Origin of the sequence: Streptomyces lacrimifluminis (assembly GCF_014646095.1) — a bacterium.
Classification (GTDB): Bacteria; Actinomycetota; Actinomycetes; order Streptomycetales; family Streptomycetaceae; genus Streptomyces; species Streptomyces lacrimifluminis.
Map to the genome: position 1 here is coordinate 14,722 of NZ_BMMU01000007.1, position 15,398 is coordinate 30,119.

A 15,398-nucleotide genomic window follows, 5' to 3' on the forward strand; every position below is an offset into this window, starting at 1 on the left:
GCCCATCAGACGCCCCCCAGCCCCGTCGACGTGGGGTGTCAGTGGGACGAAGTAGTCTTGAGCCCATGCCTGAACGCCGTACCGTCGCACTTGTCACCCTTGGCTGCGCCCGTAACGAGGTGGACTCGGAGGAGCTCGCAGGCCGCTTGGAGGCGGACGGCTGGCAACTCGTGGAGGACGCCGAGGACGCGGACGTCGCCGTCGTCAACACCTGTGGCTTCGTGGAGGCCGCCAAGAAGGACTCCGTCGACGCACTCCTTGAGGCCAACGACCTCAAGGGGCACGGCAGAACCCAGGCCGTCGTGGCGGTGGGCTGTATGGCCGAGCGGTACGGCAAGGAACTCGCCGAGGCGCTGCCCGAGGCGGACGGCGTGCTCGGCTTCGACGACTACGCCGACATCTCCGACCGTCTCCGGACCATCCTGAACGGCGGTATCCACGCCTCGCACACTCCGCGCGACCGGCGCAAGCTGCTGCCGATCAGCCCGGCGGAGCGGCAGGGCGCGGGTGCGGGGGTCGCTCTTCCGGGGCACGGTACCGCCACGGACACCGACCCTGTCGCCGGGCCGGTGGAACCGGTCGAGGCTCCCGCCGATCTTCCCGCAGGCGTCGCGCCGGTCTCCGGCCCCCGTGCGCCTCTGCGCCGGCGGCTCGACGGCACGCCCGTCGCCTCGGTGAAGCTCGCCTCCGGCTGCGACCGGCGCTGCACCTTCTGCGCCATCCCGTCCTTCCGCGGTTCGTTCATCTCGCGCCGCCCGAGCGACGTACTGAACGAGACCAGGTGGCTCGCCGAGCAGGGCGTCAAGGAGGTCATGCTCGTCTCCGAGAACAACACCTCGTACGGCAAGGACCTGGGCGACATCCGGCTGCTGGAGTCTCTGCTGCCCGAGCTCGCGGACGTCGACGGCATCGAGCGGGTCCGCGTGAGCTATCTCCAGCCCGCCGAGATGCGCCCCGGGCTCATCGACGTACTGACCTCGACCCCCAAGGTCGCCCCCTACTTCGACCTCTCCTTCCAGCACTCCGCGCCCGACGTGCTGCGCGCGATGCGGCGTTTCGGTGACACGGACCGCTTCCTGGAGCTGCTCGACACCATCCGGAGCAAGGCGCCGCAGGCCGGCGTGCGGTCCAACTTCATCGTGGGCTTCCCCGGTGAGACCGAGGCCGACCTGGCGGAGCTGGAGCGTTTCCTGAACAACGCGCGTCTGGACGCCATCGGTGTCTTCGGGTACTCCGACGAGGACGGCACGGAAGCGGCGACGTACGAGACCAAGCTCGACGAGGACGTCGTCGGGGCCCGGCTCGCCCGGGTGGCGCGGCTGGCCGAGGAGCTGGTCTCGCAGCGCGCGGAGGAGCGTGTCGGCGAGACGCTGCAGGTGCTGGTCGAGTCGGTCGGCGGCGAGGAGGGCGCGTACGGCCGTGGCGCGCACCAGGCGCCGGAGACCGACGGGCAGGTGCTGTTCACCAACTTCGAGGACTTCGCGGGTCTCACGAGCGGCGAAGAGCTGAGTGTCGGTCGTATGGTCGAGGCGAAAGTGGTCGGCACGGAAGGTGTCGACCTGCTGGCCGAGCTGCTTCCGGGCTCGGTTGGCTCGCTCGCTTGTGCGCATTCAGAGGAGGCGGCCAGATGACCGGAGTCCCGGCATCCGCGGCGGGCAGCTCCGCCGGCGCGCGGAACGCCAAGAGCGTGCCGGGTGCGGTGGGTGTGCCGGGTGCCACCGGGGCAGTCGTCCCCTCGGTCGCTCCTGGGGCCATCGACTCCGCTGTGGGCTCCGGGGTGGCCGGGTCCCCCGTCGACCCCCTGGTTTCCGGTGATCAGGAGGCTGGGAAGGGGGTGCGAGGCGGGAAGTTGGGGGCCGCGGCCGTCAACCAGGCCAGCCTCTGGAACATCGCGAACATTCTTACGATGATCCGCCTGTTGCTTGTGCCGGGCTTCGTGGCCCTGATGCTGGCCGACGGCGGGTACGACCCGGCGTGGCGCTCGCTCGCCTGGGCGGCCTTCGCCGTCGCCATGATCACCGACATCTTCGACGGCCATCTCGCGCGTACGTACGACCTCGTCACCGACTTCGGGAAGATCGCCGATCCCATCGCCGACAAGGCGATCATGGGTTCGGCTCTGATCTGTCTCTCCGCGCTCGGTGATCTGCCCTGGTGGGTGACCGGTGTGGTCCTCGGGCGTGAGCTCGGGATCACGCTGCTGCGCTTCGTCGTGATCCGTTACGGCGTGATCCCCGCGAGCCGCGGCGGCAAGGTCAAGACGCTCACGCAGGGCGTGGCCGTCGGGATGTACGTGCTGGCGCTGACGGGGCCGCTGGCGACGCTGAGGTTCTGGGTGATGGCCGCGGCGGTGGTGCTGACCGTGGTGACCGGGCTCGACTATGTAAGACAGGCCATTGTGCTGCGCAAGCAGGGAATCGCCGACCGCGAGGCCGCGTCCATGGAGGCGGAGCGGTGAGTTCCATGGCCGCCGACGTGGTGAGACTACTGACAGTGAGGGGTGAGACGCTCGCTGTCGCGGAGTCCCTCACGGGTGGTCTGGTCGCGGCGGAGATCACTTCGGTGCCCGGGGCCTCTCAGGCGTTCCGGGGCGCGGTGACGGCGTACGCGACCGAACTGAAGCACCAGGTGCTGGGCGTCGACGCCGTTCTGCTGGCCACCCGAGGGGCGGTGGATCCGCAGGTCGCGGCCCAGATGGCGGCCGGAGCCCGCAGGATTCTCGGCGCCGACTGGGGTATCGCGACGACCGGTGTCGCCGGCCCGGAACCGCAGGACGGGCAGCCTGTCGGCACGGTTTTCGTGGCCGTGGACGGCCCTCGCGCAGCGGATTCCGGTTTCGAAGGTGGCGGAAAAGTGGCGTCGCTGCGGTTGAACGGCTCCCGGGCGGAAATTCGTATGGAGAGTGTACGGAGCGTACTCGCACTCCTCCTGGAGGAGATCGCGGGCGAACGGGCAGGAAACGACCGGGCACAGGATACGGAACAGAACGGGGGGACCTGATGTTTGCAGCCCTGAGTGAACACGACATCGCTCCCCGCACGGCCGCGGCGCAAGGCGGTACGGTGGGGCGTGAAGGATGCGGCTACACGGTCCGAGGAGGGAGCCACCGATGATTCTGCTCCGTCGCCTGTTGGGTGACGTGCTGCGTCGGCAGCGCCAGCGCCAGGGCCGTACTCTGCGCGAAGTCTCCTCGTCCGCCCGAGTCTCACTCGGCTATCTCTCCGAGGTGGAGCGGGGGCAGAAGGAGGCATCCTCCGAACTGCTGTCCGCGATCTGCGACGCGCTGGACGTACGGATGTCCGAGCTCATGCGGGAAGTGAGCGACGACCTCGCTCTCGCCGAGCTGGCCCAGTCTGCTGCGGCCAACGAACCTGTACCCACGCCGGTGCGTCCCAGGCTGGGGTCCGTATCGGTGGCCGGTGTGCCACCGGAACGGGTGACCATCAAGGCGCCCGCCGAGGCGGTGGATGTCGTCGCCGCCTGAGGTGCACGAGTAGTAGGTGTGCGAGAGCCCCGGCCGGGGCTTCTCCGGGGAGACCCGGAGGAGTGCGGTCGGGGCTTCTGCGTTGTGCGCACGCTCTGGCGCACGGTCGAGGGTCCCGTAGCCGTACAGGGGTGCGTTTGCCGGTGGGTCGAGGGGCGGTCATGGTGGGGGTGAGGCGGGTGCGTGCGGGTTTCCCGGGCGGACGCCTCTGGGCACGCGGTGCGCCTCTGTGCCGGTGATGCGCCCTGGGTGCGGGTGGGCGTGGCGTTCTAGCGTGGGGCTGGAGGTGGGCCATGGCGGTGCGGACAGCTCGCTGGGGGGCCCTGCTGGGCCTCGGTGTCGTGTGGTGGTGGGCCGTACTGCGACTCGCTCTGGCGCCCGGCGCGGGGGTGCTGGAGGGGGCGGTCGCCGCTGGGGGCTGGGGGCTGAGTCTGCTGCCGGTGCACTGTGTGCCGAAGGCGCGGGCGGCGCGGGGCGTGCGGGTTGCGGAAACGGTGCGGGGGCGCGCCGGTGCGGGTGTCGGTGGCGGTCCCGGGTCTACCAGGGCATCGCTACGCCGCCGTTCGGGCGGAGGATCTGGCCCGTCGTGAACGCCGACGCGTCGGACGCGAGGTGCAGCACCGCGTGGGCGACCTCCTCCGGTTCGCCGACCCGGCCCAGTGGGGTCATCCGGGCCATCTGCGCCTCGGTGCGCGCCTGCGCCTCGTCGTCGTGGCGGTCGGTCATCGGCGTACGGATCCAGCCCGGCGCGACCGCGTTGACGCGGATGCCGTGGCGGCCGATCTCTGCGGCCAGCGTCTTCGTCAGCTGGACGACGGCTGCTTTCGCCACGCCGTAGCAGAGCAGGCCGGGGTTGCCGGTGTCGACGGCGCCCGAGGCCATGGTGATGATGCTGCCCCTGGTGTTCCGGGAGATCATCATGCGGGCCGCCTCCTGGCAGGCGTACAGCACGCCCTTGAAGTTGACGCCCAGGACCCGGTCGAGATCCTCGTCGCGGGTTTCCAGCACGGGACTGCTGTGCATGATCCCGGCGACCGCCGCCATGACGTCCAGCCGCTCGCACGCGGCCACGGCCTGCCGGACCTGGGCCCGGTCGGTGACGTCCAGGTGGTGGGTACGGGCGGTGCCGCCCATGCCCTTGATCAGCGTCGCCGTCTCATGCAGTCCCTGCGCGTCCCGGTCGGCGCAGTGCACCAGGGCGCCCGCCTCGGCGAGCAGTACGGCGGATGCGCGTCCGATGCCGCTGGCGGCCCCGGTGACGAATGCGGTGCGTCCGGTGAGGTCGTACGCCTGTACGGGCATGTGGGGACGGTACGAGGATTTCTGACGGGTCGTCAATTGGTCGCGCGGGATTCGGTCTGCGGGGCGTGGGAGGTTCCGTCGCAGGGGTGGGTGCGGTCTCAGGGGGACGGGAGGGGCTTCCGCCGTGCTCTGGTGGCGCCGGGCGTGGGGGCCGGGCCCAGTTGGCAGGCCGGGCACCAGTAGGTGGGGCGTTCGCGGGAGCCGTCGCCCTGGTTGGCGATGCGGACCGGGGTCCGGCAGCGGAGACAGGGGCGGGGGGCGCGGCCGTACACGAAGAGGTCCTGGCCGCGGCGGCCCGTCGTACTGCGGACCGGGCGGTCCCGGTTGACTTCGAGGAGTTTCTTCGCGAGCGCGGGCAGCTTCGCGATGCGGTCGGCGGGCAGCTCGCCGACGGGGAGCCAAGGGGTGGCGCCCAGGAGGAAGCACAGCTCGCTCTTGTAGACGTTGCCGATGCCGGCGAGGTTGCGCTGGTCGAGCAGAGCTTCTCCCAGAGGGCGGGCGGGGTCCGCGAGGAGGTTGGCGAGAGCCTGGTCGGGGTCCCAGTCCGGGCCCAGGAGGTCGGGGCCGAGATGGCCGACGGCCCGGTGTTCGTCGGTGGTGCGCAGGAGTTCGAGTACGGGGAGGCGGTAGCCGACGGCGGTGCGGTCCGTGGTGCCGAGGATCGCCCGGATCTGGTGGGACGGGCCGCCGCTCCAGCGTTGGCCGTTCCCGTACACCTTCCAGGAGCCGTCCATTCGCAGATGCGAGTGCAGGGTCAGGCCGCCCTCGACACGGGTGAGGAGGTGCTTGCCGCGCGGGGTGACCTCCAGGACGGTGCGGCCGGTGAGGTCGGCCGTGGCGTACCTGGGTACACGGAGGTCGCAGCGGGTCAGCACCTTGCCGGCGAGTGCCTCGTGCAGTCGCTTCGCGGCCTGCCAGACCGTGTCACCTTCGGGCATGGGTCCAGGGTGACATGTCGGGGCGGTACGAGGCCTTTTGCAGGTGAGCAGGTGGTCAGGCGCGGAGGCGCAGGCCGCGGGGGGTCGCGATGAAGCCCGCTCCTTCGAGGAGGATGCCGAAGGGGGAGGTCAGGGCGGAGGCGCCGTTGACTCGCTCCACCGTGACTGTACCGAGGGAACCCGCGCTTGCCGCTGCGGCCAGGGCCTCGGCCGCAGCGCGCAGACGGGGGTCCTCGGTGGGACGGCCGTCCGGTTCGGAGGGCCAGGCCAGCAGTGTCTTGCCGCCGCGCTCCATGTAGAGCGTCAGCTCTCCGTCGACCAGTACCACCAGCGAGCCGGCCTTACGCCCCGGTTTGTGGCCCGCGCCGGTCGGGGGCTCGGGCCAGGGGAGCGCGGCACCGTACGCGTTCGCCGGATCGGCGGCGGCGAGGACGACGGCACGGGTGGCTCCGGACGGGGGAATCCGGGACAGGGTGTTTCCGGCGAAACCGTGGGTGGAGGCGGGTCTGTTCTGTGCGGCGGGGGCGTGGAGGGATCCGGAGCTGGAGCCGAGGCCGAGGTCGAAGTCCTCTGCGAAGCCGTGGTCGGCGGGGGAAGCGGTGCCGTGTGCTGCGGCCGTGCCGGTGTCGAAGGCCGGGGCGGGCCGGGAGTCGCCGCGGTCTCGGGCGTTCGCTGTTGCCCGGAGGCGGTCCACCGCGCCGTCCATGGCGAACTGGGCGGCGCCGAGACCCTCCACCACGTAACCGCGACGGGCCTGGCCGCTGTCCTCGAAGGCGGAGAGGACGCGGTACACGGCTGAGAAGCCGCCCTCGACACCCTCCGCGGAAACGGCTCCCCGGGTCACCACCCCGTGGCGGTCGAGCAGGGTGCGGGCCAGTGCGTGGGCGCGGACGGTGGGGTCGGGCTCATGTCCGGGGAGCAGGGACCAGCGGCCGGCCACGGTCGGCGGGCCGCTGCGCGAGGCGGGGCGTGCGGCGGCCGTCAGCGAGCCGTACCTGCCGCGCGGGACGGCGCGCTTCGCCCGGTGTGCCGTCGAGCCCGCTGTTCGGCCCGAACCGAGGAGGGAGCGCATCGGGGCGAGCGTGTCGTTCGTGAGCCGGCCCGACCAGGCCAGGTCCCAGACGGTGTCGGCCAGCTGGGGATCCGTGGCGTCCGGGTGCGTGGCGGCGCGGACCTGGTCGGCGATCTGGCGGAAGAAGAGCCCGTAGCCCCCGGTGAGGGTGTCCAGGACGGACTGGTGGAGTGCGGTGGGTTCCAGGGGGTGGGGCGGCGGCAGGAGCAGCGGGGCCGCGTCCGCCAGGTACAGGGACACCCAGCCGTCCTTCCCGGGGAGGGCGCCCGCCCCGGCCCAGACGATCTCCCCGGCTGCCGTGAGCTCGTCGAGCAGCGCGGGGGCGTAGTTCGTCACCCGGGACGGCAGGACCAGCTTCTCCAGGGCCGACGCCGGCACGGAGGCGCCCTGCAACTGCTCGACGGCGCGCACCAGTCCGTCGACGCCACGCAGCCCGTGGCCCTTGCCGACGTGCTGCCACTGCGGCAGGAACTGGGCGAGCGCCGCGGGCAGCACCGGCTCCAGTTCGTGCCGCAGGGCGGCCAGGGAGCGGCGCCGGAGGCGACGCAGGACCGTCGCGTCGCACCATTCCTGGCCGATACCGGCCGGGTGGAACTCCCCTTGTACGACGCGGCCGTTCGCCGCAAGGCGCTGAAGCGCGCCCTCGGTGACCGCCACGCCCAGGCCGAAACGGGCTGCCGCCGCGGCCGAGGTGAACGGGCCGTGGGTGCGGGCGTGGCGGGCAAGGAGGTCGCCGAGCGGGTCCTTGACCGGCTCGGTGAAGGCTTCCGGGACGCCGACCGGCAACGCCGTGCCGAGCGCGTCACGCAGACGGCCCGCGTCCTCGATCGCCGCCCAGTGGTCGGCGCCGCCGATGCGGACCCGGATCGCGCGGCGGGTGCCGGCCAGCTGCTGGGCCCACTGCGGATCGGCGCCGCGCGCGCTCAGCTCGGCGTCGGTGAGCGGGCCGAGCAGGCGCAGCAGGTCCGCGACGCTTTCGGCGTCCTTCGCGCGTCGGTCCTCGGTGAGCCACTGGAGTTCCCGCTCCAGTTCGGTCAGTACCTCGGCGTCGAGCAGTTCGCGCAGCTCCGCCTGGCCCAGCAACTCGGCCAGCAGCCGCGAGTCCAGCGACAGCGCGGCGGCGCGACGCTCGGCCAGCGGCGAGTCGCCCTCGTACAGGAACTGGGCGACGTACCCGAAGAGGAGGGAGCGGGCGAAGGGGGAGGGCTCGGGGGTGGTGACCTCGACCAGGCGCACCTTGCGGGACTCGATGTCGCCCATCAACTCCACGAGCCCGGGCACGTCGAAGACGTCCTGGAGGCATTCGCGGACCGCTTCGAGAACGATGGGGAACGAACCGAACTCGCTTGCCACCTGGAGCAGTTGGGAGGCCCGCTGGCGCTGCTGCCACAACGGGGTGCGCTTGCCGGGGCTGCGGCGCGGGAGCAGCAGGGCGCGCGCGGCGCACTCGCGGAAGCGGGCCGCGAACAGGGCGGAACCGCCCACCTGGTCGGTGACGATCTGGTTGACCTCGCCCTTGTCGAAGGCGACGTCCGCGGCGCCAACGGGAGCCTTCTCGGTGTCGTACTCCATGCCGGTCCTCACCGGCTCCTGGTCGAGCAGGTCCAGGCTCATCAGATCGGCGTCCGGGAGGCGCAGCACGATGCCGTCGTCGGCGTGCATGACCTGGGCGTCCATGCCGTACCGCTCGGAGAGACGGGCACCGAGCGCGAGCGCCCACGGGGCGTGGACCTGGGCGCCGAAGGGGGAGTGGACGACGACCCGCCAGTCGCCGAGTTCGTCGCGGAACTGCTCCACGACGATGGTCCGGTCGTCCGGGATGTGGCCGCAGGCCTCGCGCTGTTCGGCCAGGTAGGAGATGACGTTGCCGGCGGCCCAGGTGTCGAGGCCGGCGGCGAGGAGCCGGAGACGGGCGTCCTCCTCGGACAGTGAACCGACCTCGCGCAGGAACGCGCCCACCGCGCGGCCCAGTTCGAGGGGACGGCCCAGCTGGTCGCCCTTCCAGAAGGGGAGGCGGCCGGGCACCCCGGGAGCAGGGGACACCAGGACACGGTCGCGGGTGATGTCCTCGATGCGCCAGGAACTCGTGCCGAGCGTGAAGACGTCCCCCACGCGGGACTCGTACACCATCTCCTCGTCCAGTTCGCCGACCCGGCCGCCGCCCTTCTTGGGGTCGGCGCCGGCGAGGAAGACCCCGAAGAGCCCGCGGTCGGGAATCGTGCCCCCGGAGGTGACGGCGAGTCGCTGTGCGCCAGGGCGGCCGGTCACGGTGCCGGCGACACGGTCCCACACCACGCGCGGGCGCAACTCCGCGAACGCGTCGGACGGATAGCGGCCCGCGAGCATGTCCAGGACCGCTGTGAACGCCGACTCCGGGAGGGAGGCGAAGGGTGCCGCGCGGCGGACCGTGGCCAGCAGGTCGTCGACCTGCCAGGTGTCCAGCGCCACCATCGCGACGAGCTGCTGGGCGAGGACGTCCAGAGGGTTGGCGGGGACCCGCAGGGACTCGATGGAACCGGTGCGCATGCGCTCGGTGACCACGGCCGCCTGGACGAGGTCTCCCCGGTACTTGGGGAAGACGACGCCTGTGGAGACCGCGCCCACCTGGTGCCCGGCGCGGCCGACGCGCTGCAGCCCGGAGGCCACGGACGGGGGCGACTCGACCTGGACGACCAGGTCCACGGCGCCCATGTCGATGCCCAGTTCGAGGCTGGAGGTGGCCACCACGGCGGGCAGCCGGCCCGCCTTGAGGTCCTCCTCGACGAGTGCGCGCTGCTCCTTGGAGACCGATCCGTGGTGGGCCCTGGCGATGACCACAGGCGCGCCCTGGGCAGCACCCGAGCCGCCCATCAGCTCGGCGGGAGCGTGGTGTTCCGCGAGGGGCTCGCCGGTGGCCCGCTCGTACGCGATCTCGTTGAGCCGGTTGCACAGACGTTCCGCGAGGCGCCGGGAGTTGGCGAACACGATCGTCGACCGGTGGGCCTGGACGAGATCGGCGATCCGCTCCTCGACGTGCGGCCAGATGGACGGCCGTTCGGCGCCCTCGTTCGCGTCGGCGACCGGGGAGCCGCCCAGTTCGCCCAGGTCCTCCACCGGGACGACGACCGAGAGGTCGAACTCCTTGTCGGACGTGGGCTGGACGATCTCCACCTTGCGCTGGGGGGAGAGGTAACGCGCGATCTCGTCGACCGGGCGGACGGTCGCGGAGAGGCCGATGCGCCGGGCGGGCCTCGGCAGCAGCTCGTCCAGCCGCTCCAGGGAGAGCGCCAGATGCGCGCCGCGTTTGGTGCCCGCGACGGCGTGCACCTCGTCCAGGATCACCGTCTCCACGCCTGTCAGTGCGTCGCGCGTGGCCGACGTGAGCATCAGGAACAGCGACTCGGGGGTGGTGATCAGGATGTCCGGCGGGCGGGTGGCCAGGGCGCGGCGCTCGGCGGGCGGGGTGTCGCCGGAGCGGATGCCCACCTTGACCTCGGGCTCGGGCAGGCCCAGGCGTACGGATTCCTGGCGGATGCCGGTGAGGGGGCTGCGCAGGTTGCGTTCCACGTCGACCGCGAGGGCCTTGAGCGGCGACACGTAGAGCACACGGCAGCGCTTGTGGGGGTCGGCCGGCGGAGGTGTCGAGGTGAGCTGGTCGAGCGCGGCGAGGAACGCGGCCAGGGTCTTGCCGGAGCCGGTCGGGGCGACCACCAGCACGTCCGAGCCCTCGCCGATGGCCGCCCACGCGCCGGCCTGGGCCGCGGTGGGCGCGGAGAAGGCCCCCGTGAACCAGCCGCGGGTCGCGGGGGAGAAGCCGTCGAGGGCTCGGTGTGCGGAGCTGACCATGCGTCCATCCTGCACCTCGGCACTGACAATTGCCCTGACCTGCGAGTTTGCCTCCGACGGTGGGGCGGTGGTGATGTGGCACGGTTGTGCGCGGGCTATCCGGCCGGTGGCCGTGCCTGCGGTTGCGTGGTGGGTCGGGGTCGCCCCCCGGGGGTGCGCCTCGGCGGGGTGAGGCTCCTTCCCGGAGAATGGGGGTATGGCGGGTTCGGTCGAGCGGGCTCGGCACTGGCAGTACGCGGAGTTGCCCGGTGTCGATCTTCTGCGTGCGCGGTACGTCCATAAGACTTTTGTTCGGCACACGCACGAGAACTTCGTCATCGCCGCCATTGCCGAAGGGGTGGAGGTCTTCCGTCATCAGGGGGCCGACCAGTACGCGGGGCCGGGGGCGCTCGCGCTGGTCAATCCCGATACGCCACACACGGGTCGTGCGGGGGTCCCCGAGGGGTGGCGGTACGGGGCTGTTTATCCTGCGCCCGAGGTGGTGGCCGAGATCGCCGCGGAGACCACGGTGATTCGGGGGACCCCGGGCTTCGTCGCTCCCGTGGTCGACGATCCGTACTCGGTCGCTCTCGTACACGAGGTGCTGCGTGCGGCCGAGCAGGGCAACGCGTTGGCGGCCGACACACTGTTGCGGGTGGTGGTGACCCGACTGCTCCGGCTCAATGGCGGTGCCCTTCGGGAACGGGTGGTGCCCACGGCGGGCGGGCGGATCGCGGCACGCGCGCGTGCTGTGCTGGAGGAGACCATGGCCGGGCCGCCGACTCTGGAGAAACTCGCCAAGGACCTGGGCACCAGCCCTTTCGCGCTCCTGCGGGCGTTCCGTGACACGTACGGGTTGCCACCGCACGCCTGGCTGACGGACGCGCGCGTGCGTCGGGCGCGGCGGCTGCTGGACGCGGGTACCGCCCCCGCCGACGCGGCCGTCGCCGTCGGCTTCACCGATCAGCCTCACCTCAACCGGCACTTCACCCGGATTGTTGGCGTGCCCCCAGGGGCGTACCAGCGCGAGCGCAAGAACGTACAAGACCCGACGGGGCGCCTGCTCCTACCGTCCGACGGGTGGCAGAACAGACAGCTCGCACAGACATACGTGCCGACGACGGCGGCAGGCCGGACGCCGCCGTCGTACGAGACGCCCTCGGAGTCGGGATCGCCGTCGGACTGTCCGGCTTCGCCTTCGGAGTGACGTCGGCCGGCAGTGGACTCACGCTTCCGCAGACCTGCGCGCTCAGCCTTCTGGTGTTCACCGGGGCCTCCCAGTTCGCACTCGTGGGCGCGCTCGCGGCCGGCGGCAACCCGCTCACCGCGGCAGCGGGCGCCTTCTTCCTCGGGGTGCGCAACGCCTTCTACGGGCTGCGTCTGTCGCAGTTGCTGGCACTCCCGCGCGCGGTGCGTCCGTTCGCTGCCCAATGGGTCATCGATGAGACCACGGTGGTCGCCCTCGCGCAGCCCACGCGCCGCAGCGCCCGGATCGGGTTCGCCATCACCGGACTCACCCTGTACGTGCTGTGGAACCTCACCACGCTGCTCGGTGGGCTGGGGGCCGAGGCCATCGGGGACACCGACGCCTGGGGTCTGGACGCTGCCGGGCCCGCCGTCTTCCTGGCGCTGCTCGCGCCGATGCTGACATCCGGTGTCGAGCGCGCTGTCGCGGGCCTCGCCGTGGTGCTGGGGCTCGGCCTGCTGCCCGTCCTGCCGGCCGGTGTGCCGGTTCTGGTGGCCGCGCTCGCGGCGCCCGCCGTTCTCTGTGCACAGGGCCGTCGTGGGGCGAGGAACGGCAAGAGCGACGGGAAGGGGGCGGACCGTTGAACGTCTGGATCGCGATCGGTGTGACCGCCCTGGGCTGTTACGTCGTCAAGCTCGTCGGGCTCCTCGTGCCCGCCGGTGTCCTGGAACGTCCCCTCGTCAGGAGGCTGGCCGCCCTGCTGCCCGTCGCCCTCCTCGCCGCTCTCACGGCCCAGCAGGCCTTCGCAGACGGGCGGGTGCTCGTCCTGGACGCGAAGGCCGCAGGGCTTGCCGCAGCCGCTGTGGCGCTGGTGCTGCGTGCTCCCTTCCTGGTCGTCGTCGCGGCGGCCGTGGCGGTGACGGCGGGAGTCCGGGCGATGACCGGCTGACGCCGGCCGCGTCCGCGCTCCTGGCGTCAGCCGACGGGGCGGCCGTACGCCTTCAGGGTGCGCAGTGCCTCGACCGTCACCATGGGGCGTGCCTCCAGGGCGGTGCCCGGGGCCCACGCGCGCCAGCGGACGGGCCAGCCGCCGTCCTCGCGCTGTTCACCCGCGAGGAAGTCGAGGGAACGTGTCATCTCCTCGTCCGTGAACCACGCGCGCGCGAGTGACCCCGGTGTCCTCGCGTAGTCGTACGGGAAGTGGTGCTCGCCAGGGGCGTAGCCGGGCGCCACCGGGGAGGCGTCGAGGTGCTCCGGGTCGAGTGCCACGAGCCGGTGTTCGCGTACCAGGCGGCCCAGCCGGTCGGCCGCCGCCTGCGCGCGCGAGCGGTCCGGGACCGAGTCCAGGAAGGCCACGGCGGCCTCCACCTCGTACGGATGGGACTTCTCCAGGGAGTCGACCGCCTGCCAGCAGAAGTCCGTGGCCCGGAACAGCCAGGCGTGCCACACCTCGTTGCGGTGCAGAAGACCCACCACCGGGCCCGTGGCGAGGAGTTCACTCGGCGGGTCGGCGACGATCGACAGGAACGGCGCCGCCGGATAGCCGCGCTGGCTGGGGTGGATCGCCGGCAGCGCGCCGTCCGGTGCCGAGACCGACGTCAGATAGCGGCACACCCGCTCCACCCGCTGCCCGCCGCAGCGCCCGATGGCGTCCAGGACCCGCAGCGCGTACCCGGTGTGCAGGGGCTGGCTGACGGGGCCGCGCAGATCGGGTTCCAGCGCGTGGCCGTATCCGCCGTCCTCGTTGCGGTAGGCGTCCAGCGCGGTCTCGACCGCGTCGGCGCCTCCGTTCAGGAAGTGGTACGCGAAGCGACGCTGCTCCAGCACCCGCGCGGTGAGCCACACGAAGTGCTCGGCGCGGAAGAGCGGGGAACGCGCGGGGGGCGTCGGGGGGAGTGGGGCTGCTCCTGTTTCGGCCATGCGTCAGACCGTAGGGCGCGGAGCGGTCCCGGCGAGCGGTCCCGGCGTCGGCCCACCCTCAGGGGCGGGATACTGAAGTCATGCGGTTGACGGTCTTCTGGCAGCGGATGGCGGAACACTTCGGTTCGGGGTACGCCGACACCTTTGCGCGCGATCACGTGATGACGGAGCTCGGCGGACGGACCGTGCACGAGGCCCTGGACGCCGGCTGGGAGGCGAAGGACGTGTGGCGTGTGGTGTGCGCGGCGATGAACGTTCCGTCGGAGAACCGGTGAAATCACACGGAAACGACGCCGGTCGGTCGCGTAGATCGCAGGGCGGCGACTGATCGGCGGTGGCGTGGGCGAGACTTGCACCGTGGCATCCACAGACGAGACCGGACAGCTCGGACAGCAGGCATCCCCGTTCGGCACGACGCCGCCCGCGCCCCCGGCCGGGCAGGACGCGCGCATGCCCCGCTGGCTGCCACGCGCCATGATTCTGGCACTCACCCTCATTGGCCTGTTCCAGTTGGGCAGCTGGGCCTTCCACGAGCTCACCGGCCTGTTGATCAACATCCTCATCGCGTTCTTCGCCGCGCTCGCGATCGAACCCGCGGTGAGCCGCATGTCCTCGCGCGGTATGCGCCGGGGACTGGCCACCTTCCTGGTCTTCATCGGCCTGCTCGTCGCGATCGCCGGGTTCGTCACCCTGCTCGGCTCCATGCTCGCGGGCCAGATCATCAAGATCGTCGAGGACTTCCCGGCCTATCTCGACTCCGTCATCAACTGGATCAACGCACACTTCAACACCGAGCTGAAGCGGGTGGACGTCCAGGAGGGACTGCTCCGCTCCGACTGGCTGCGCAGTTACGTACAGAACAGTGCCACCGGTGTCCTGGACGTCTCCGGCCAGGTGCTGGGCGGGCTCTTCCAGCTGCTGACGATCACGCTGTTCACGTTCTACTTCGCCGCCGACGGACCGAGACTGCGCCGCGCGCTGTGCTCCGTGCTGCCGCCCGCCCGGCAGGCCGAGGTGCTGCGCGCGTGGGAGATCGCCGTCGACAAGACCGGCGGCTATCTGTACTCGCGCGGTCTGATGGCACTCGTCTCCGGGGTCGCCCACTACGTCCTGCTGGAGTTCCTGAGCGTGCCGTACGCGCCCGTGCTCGCCGTCTGGGTGGGGCTGGTCTCGCAGTTCCTCCCGACCATCGGCACCTATCTCGCGGGCGCCCTGCCGATGCTGATCGCTTTCACCGTCGATCCCTGGTACGCGCTGTGGGTGCTGGTCTTCGTCGTGCTCTACCAGCAGTTCGAGAACTACGTGCTGCAGCCCAAGCTGACCGCGAAGACCGTCGACATCCACCCTGCCGTCGCCTTCGGTTCGGTCGTCGCGGGCACCGCGCTGCTCGGCGCGGTCGGCGCGCTCATCGCCATCCCCGCGGTCGCCACACTCCAGGCGTTCCTGGGGGCGTACGTGAAGCGGTACGACGTCACGGACGACCCTCGTGTCCAGGGGCACCGCAGCCGGGGCACGAGCATCCTCACGCGGCTGCGGAATCTGCTGGAGGGGCGCCGGGTTGCCGGCACCGAGGACTCGGCGCACTCCGCGGAGACGCCCGAATCGGAATCCGGGTCGGGGCCGAGGTCGGGGGAAGGCTCCACGCCCGCGTGAGCGGCGCCCGGGGCGTGGCGCCCTGATGGACGCCGCGTA

14 protein-coding genes are annotated in these 15,398 nt (G+C 71.7%); 10 read left to right on the top strand and 4 right to left on the bottom strand.

The window, feature by feature from the left end:
- Positions 1-65: 65 nt before the first annotated feature.
- From rimO to IEY89_RS40600, 5 genes are all read left to right on the top strand, one after another.
- Positions 66-1,631 carry a 30S ribosomal protein S12 methylthiotransferase RimO gene (gene rimO / locus IEY89_RS12865; RefSeq protein WP_189147502.1) on the top strand — a complete coding sequence of 522 codons (1,566 nt, stop codon included), beginning with the start codon at positions 66-68 and terminating at the stop codon, positions 1,629-1,631.
- Entirely contained in the window at positions 1,628-2,458 is an 831-nt protein-coding gene (gene pgsA / locus IEY89_RS12870) for a CDP-diacylglycerol--glycerol-3-phosphate 3-phosphatidyltransferase (RefSeq protein ID WP_189147503.1), read from the top strand. The genes rimO and pgsA overlap by 4 nt, the downstream gene beginning before the upstream one ends.
- Positions 2,455-3,000 (top strand): CinA family protein, encoded by a 546-nt coding sequence (locus IEY89_RS12875; protein ID WP_189147504.1) that lies wholly within the window; start codon positions 2,455-2,457, stop codon positions 2,998-3,000. Before pgsA ends, IEY89_RS12875 begins: the two co-directional genes overlap by 4 nt.
- Before the next feature lie 109 nt (positions 3,001-3,109).
- Positions 3,110-3,484, top strand: a complete 375-nt coding sequence (locus IEY89_RS12880; protein WP_164318274.1) for a helix-turn-helix domain-containing protein — start codon at positions 3,110-3,112, stop codon at positions 3,482-3,484.
- 293 nt (positions 3,485-3,777) lie between these two features.
- Positions 3,778-4,074, top strand: a complete 297-nt coding sequence (locus tag IEY89_RS40600; RefSeq protein WP_229695197.1) for a hypothetical protein — start codon at positions 3,778-3,780, stop codon at positions 4,072-4,074.
- Here the strand turns inward: IEY89_RS40600 and IEY89_RS12885 are convergent.
- From IEY89_RS12885 to IEY89_RS12895, 3 genes are all read right to left on the bottom strand, one after another.
- Positions 4,022-4,786, bottom strand: a complete 765-nt coding sequence (locus tag IEY89_RS12885) for an SDR family NAD(P)-dependent oxidoreductase (protein WP_189147505.1) — start codon at positions 4,784-4,786, stop codon at positions 4,022-4,024. The two genes, IEY89_RS40600 and IEY89_RS12885, sit on opposite strands and share 53 nt — an antisense overlap.
- A gap of 98 nt (positions 4,787-4,884) precedes the next feature.
- Positions 4,885-5,724, bottom strand: coding sequence for an Fpg/Nei family DNA glycosylase (locus IEY89_RS12890; RefSeq protein WP_189147506.1), 840 nt, complete (start codon positions 5,722-5,724; stop codon positions 4,885-4,887).
- A gap of 55 nt (positions 5,725-5,779) precedes the next feature.
- A complete protein-coding gene (locus IEY89_RS12895) occupies positions 5,780-10,621 on the bottom strand; it encodes an ATP-dependent helicase (RefSeq protein WP_189147507.1) in 4,842 nt (1,613 codons plus the stop codon).
- Between the two features lie 196 nt (positions 10,622-10,817).
- Here IEY89_RS12895 and IEY89_RS12900 point away from each other — a divergent pair, with 196 nt between their 5' ends.
- Genes IEY89_RS12900 through IEY89_RS12910 form a run of 3 tightly spaced genes read left to right on the top strand, consistent with a single transcriptional unit; the run spans position 10,818 to position 12,735 of the window.
- A complete protein-coding gene (locus tag IEY89_RS12900; RefSeq protein ID WP_229695198.1) occupies positions 10,818-11,807 on the top strand; it encodes an AraC family transcriptional regulator in 990 nt (329 codons plus the stop codon).
- Positions 11,708-12,430 carry an AzlC family ABC transporter permease gene (locus IEY89_RS12905; RefSeq protein WP_229695216.1) on the top strand — a complete coding sequence of 241 codons (723 nt, stop codon included), beginning with the start codon at positions 11,708-11,710 and terminating at the stop codon, positions 12,428-12,430. The genes IEY89_RS12900 and IEY89_RS12905 overlap by 100 nt, the downstream gene beginning before the upstream one ends.
- Positions 12,427-12,735: an AzlD domain-containing protein gene (locus IEY89_RS12910; protein ID WP_189147509.1), complete on the top strand. Its 309-nt coding sequence runs from the start codon at positions 12,427-12,429 to the stop codon at positions 12,733-12,735. The genes IEY89_RS12905 and IEY89_RS12910 overlap by 4 nt, the downstream gene beginning before the upstream one ends.
- Before the next feature lie 26 nt (positions 12,736-12,761).
- Here IEY89_RS12910 and IEY89_RS12915 read toward each other — a convergent pair whose 3' ends face one another.
- Positions 12,762-13,706, bottom strand: a complete 945-nt coding sequence (locus IEY89_RS12915) for a hypothetical protein (RefSeq protein ID WP_189147510.1) — start codon at positions 13,704-13,706, stop codon at positions 12,762-12,764.
- An 80-nt stretch (positions 13,707-13,786) separates the two neighbouring features.
- Here IEY89_RS12915 and IEY89_RS12920 point away from each other — a divergent pair, with 80 nt between their 5' ends.
- Together IEY89_RS12920 and IEY89_RS12925 are read left to right on the top strand one after the other, a co-directional pair.
- Positions 13,787-13,981 (top strand): DUF3046 domain-containing protein, encoded by a 195-nt coding sequence (locus IEY89_RS12920; RefSeq protein ID WP_189147511.1) that lies wholly within the window; start codon positions 13,787-13,789, stop codon positions 13,979-13,981.
- An 82-nt stretch (positions 13,982-14,063) separates the two neighbouring features.
- A complete protein-coding gene (locus IEY89_RS12925) occupies positions 14,064-15,359 on the top strand; it encodes an AI-2E family transporter (protein WP_189147512.1) in 1,296 nt (431 codons plus the stop codon).
- Positions 15,360-15,398 lie beyond the last annotated feature (39 nt).

What these genes read in the sequence shown, in the direction of transcription:
- rimO (WP_189147502.1), top strand. Translation starts at nt 66, where the DNA reads ATGCCTGAACGCCGTACCGTCGCACTTGTCACCCTTGGCTGCGCCCGT.
- IEY89_RS12895 (WP_189147507.1), bottom strand. Translation starts at nt 10,621, where the DNA reads ATGGTCAGCTCCGCACACCGAGCCCTCGACGGCTTCTCCCCCGCGACC.
- pgsA (WP_189147503.1), top strand. Translation starts at nt 1,628, where the DNA reads ATGACCGGAGTCCCGGCATCCGCGGCGGGCAGCTCCGCCGGCGCGCGG.
- IEY89_RS12890 (WP_189147506.1), bottom strand. Translation starts at nt 5,724, where the DNA reads ATGCCCGAAGGTGACACGGTCTGGCAGGCCGCGAAGCGACTGCACGAG.
- IEY89_RS12900 (WP_229695198.1), top strand. Translation starts at nt 10,818, where the DNA reads ATGGCGGGTTCGGTCGAGCGGGCTCGGCACTGGCAGTACGCGGAGTTG.
- IEY89_RS12920 (WP_189147511.1), top strand. Translation starts at nt 13,787, where the DNA reads ATGCGGTTGACGGTCTTCTGGCAGCGGATGGCGGAACACTTCGGTTCG.
- IEY89_RS12915 (WP_189147510.1), bottom strand. Translation starts at nt 13,706, where the DNA reads ATGGCCGAAACAGGAGCAGCCCCACTCCCCCCGACGCCCCCCGCGCGT.
- IEY89_RS12885 (WP_189147505.1), bottom strand. Translation starts at nt 4,786, where the DNA reads ATGCCCGTACAGGCGTACGACCTCACCGGACGCACCGCATTCGTCACC.
- IEY89_RS40600 (WP_229695197.1), top strand. Translation starts at nt 3,778, where the DNA reads ATGGCGGTGCGGACAGCTCGCTGGGGGGCCCTGCTGGGCCTCGGTGTC.
- IEY89_RS12880 (WP_164318274.1), top strand. Translation starts at nt 3,110, where the DNA reads ATGATTCTGCTCCGTCGCCTGTTGGGTGACGTGCTGCGTCGGCAGCGC.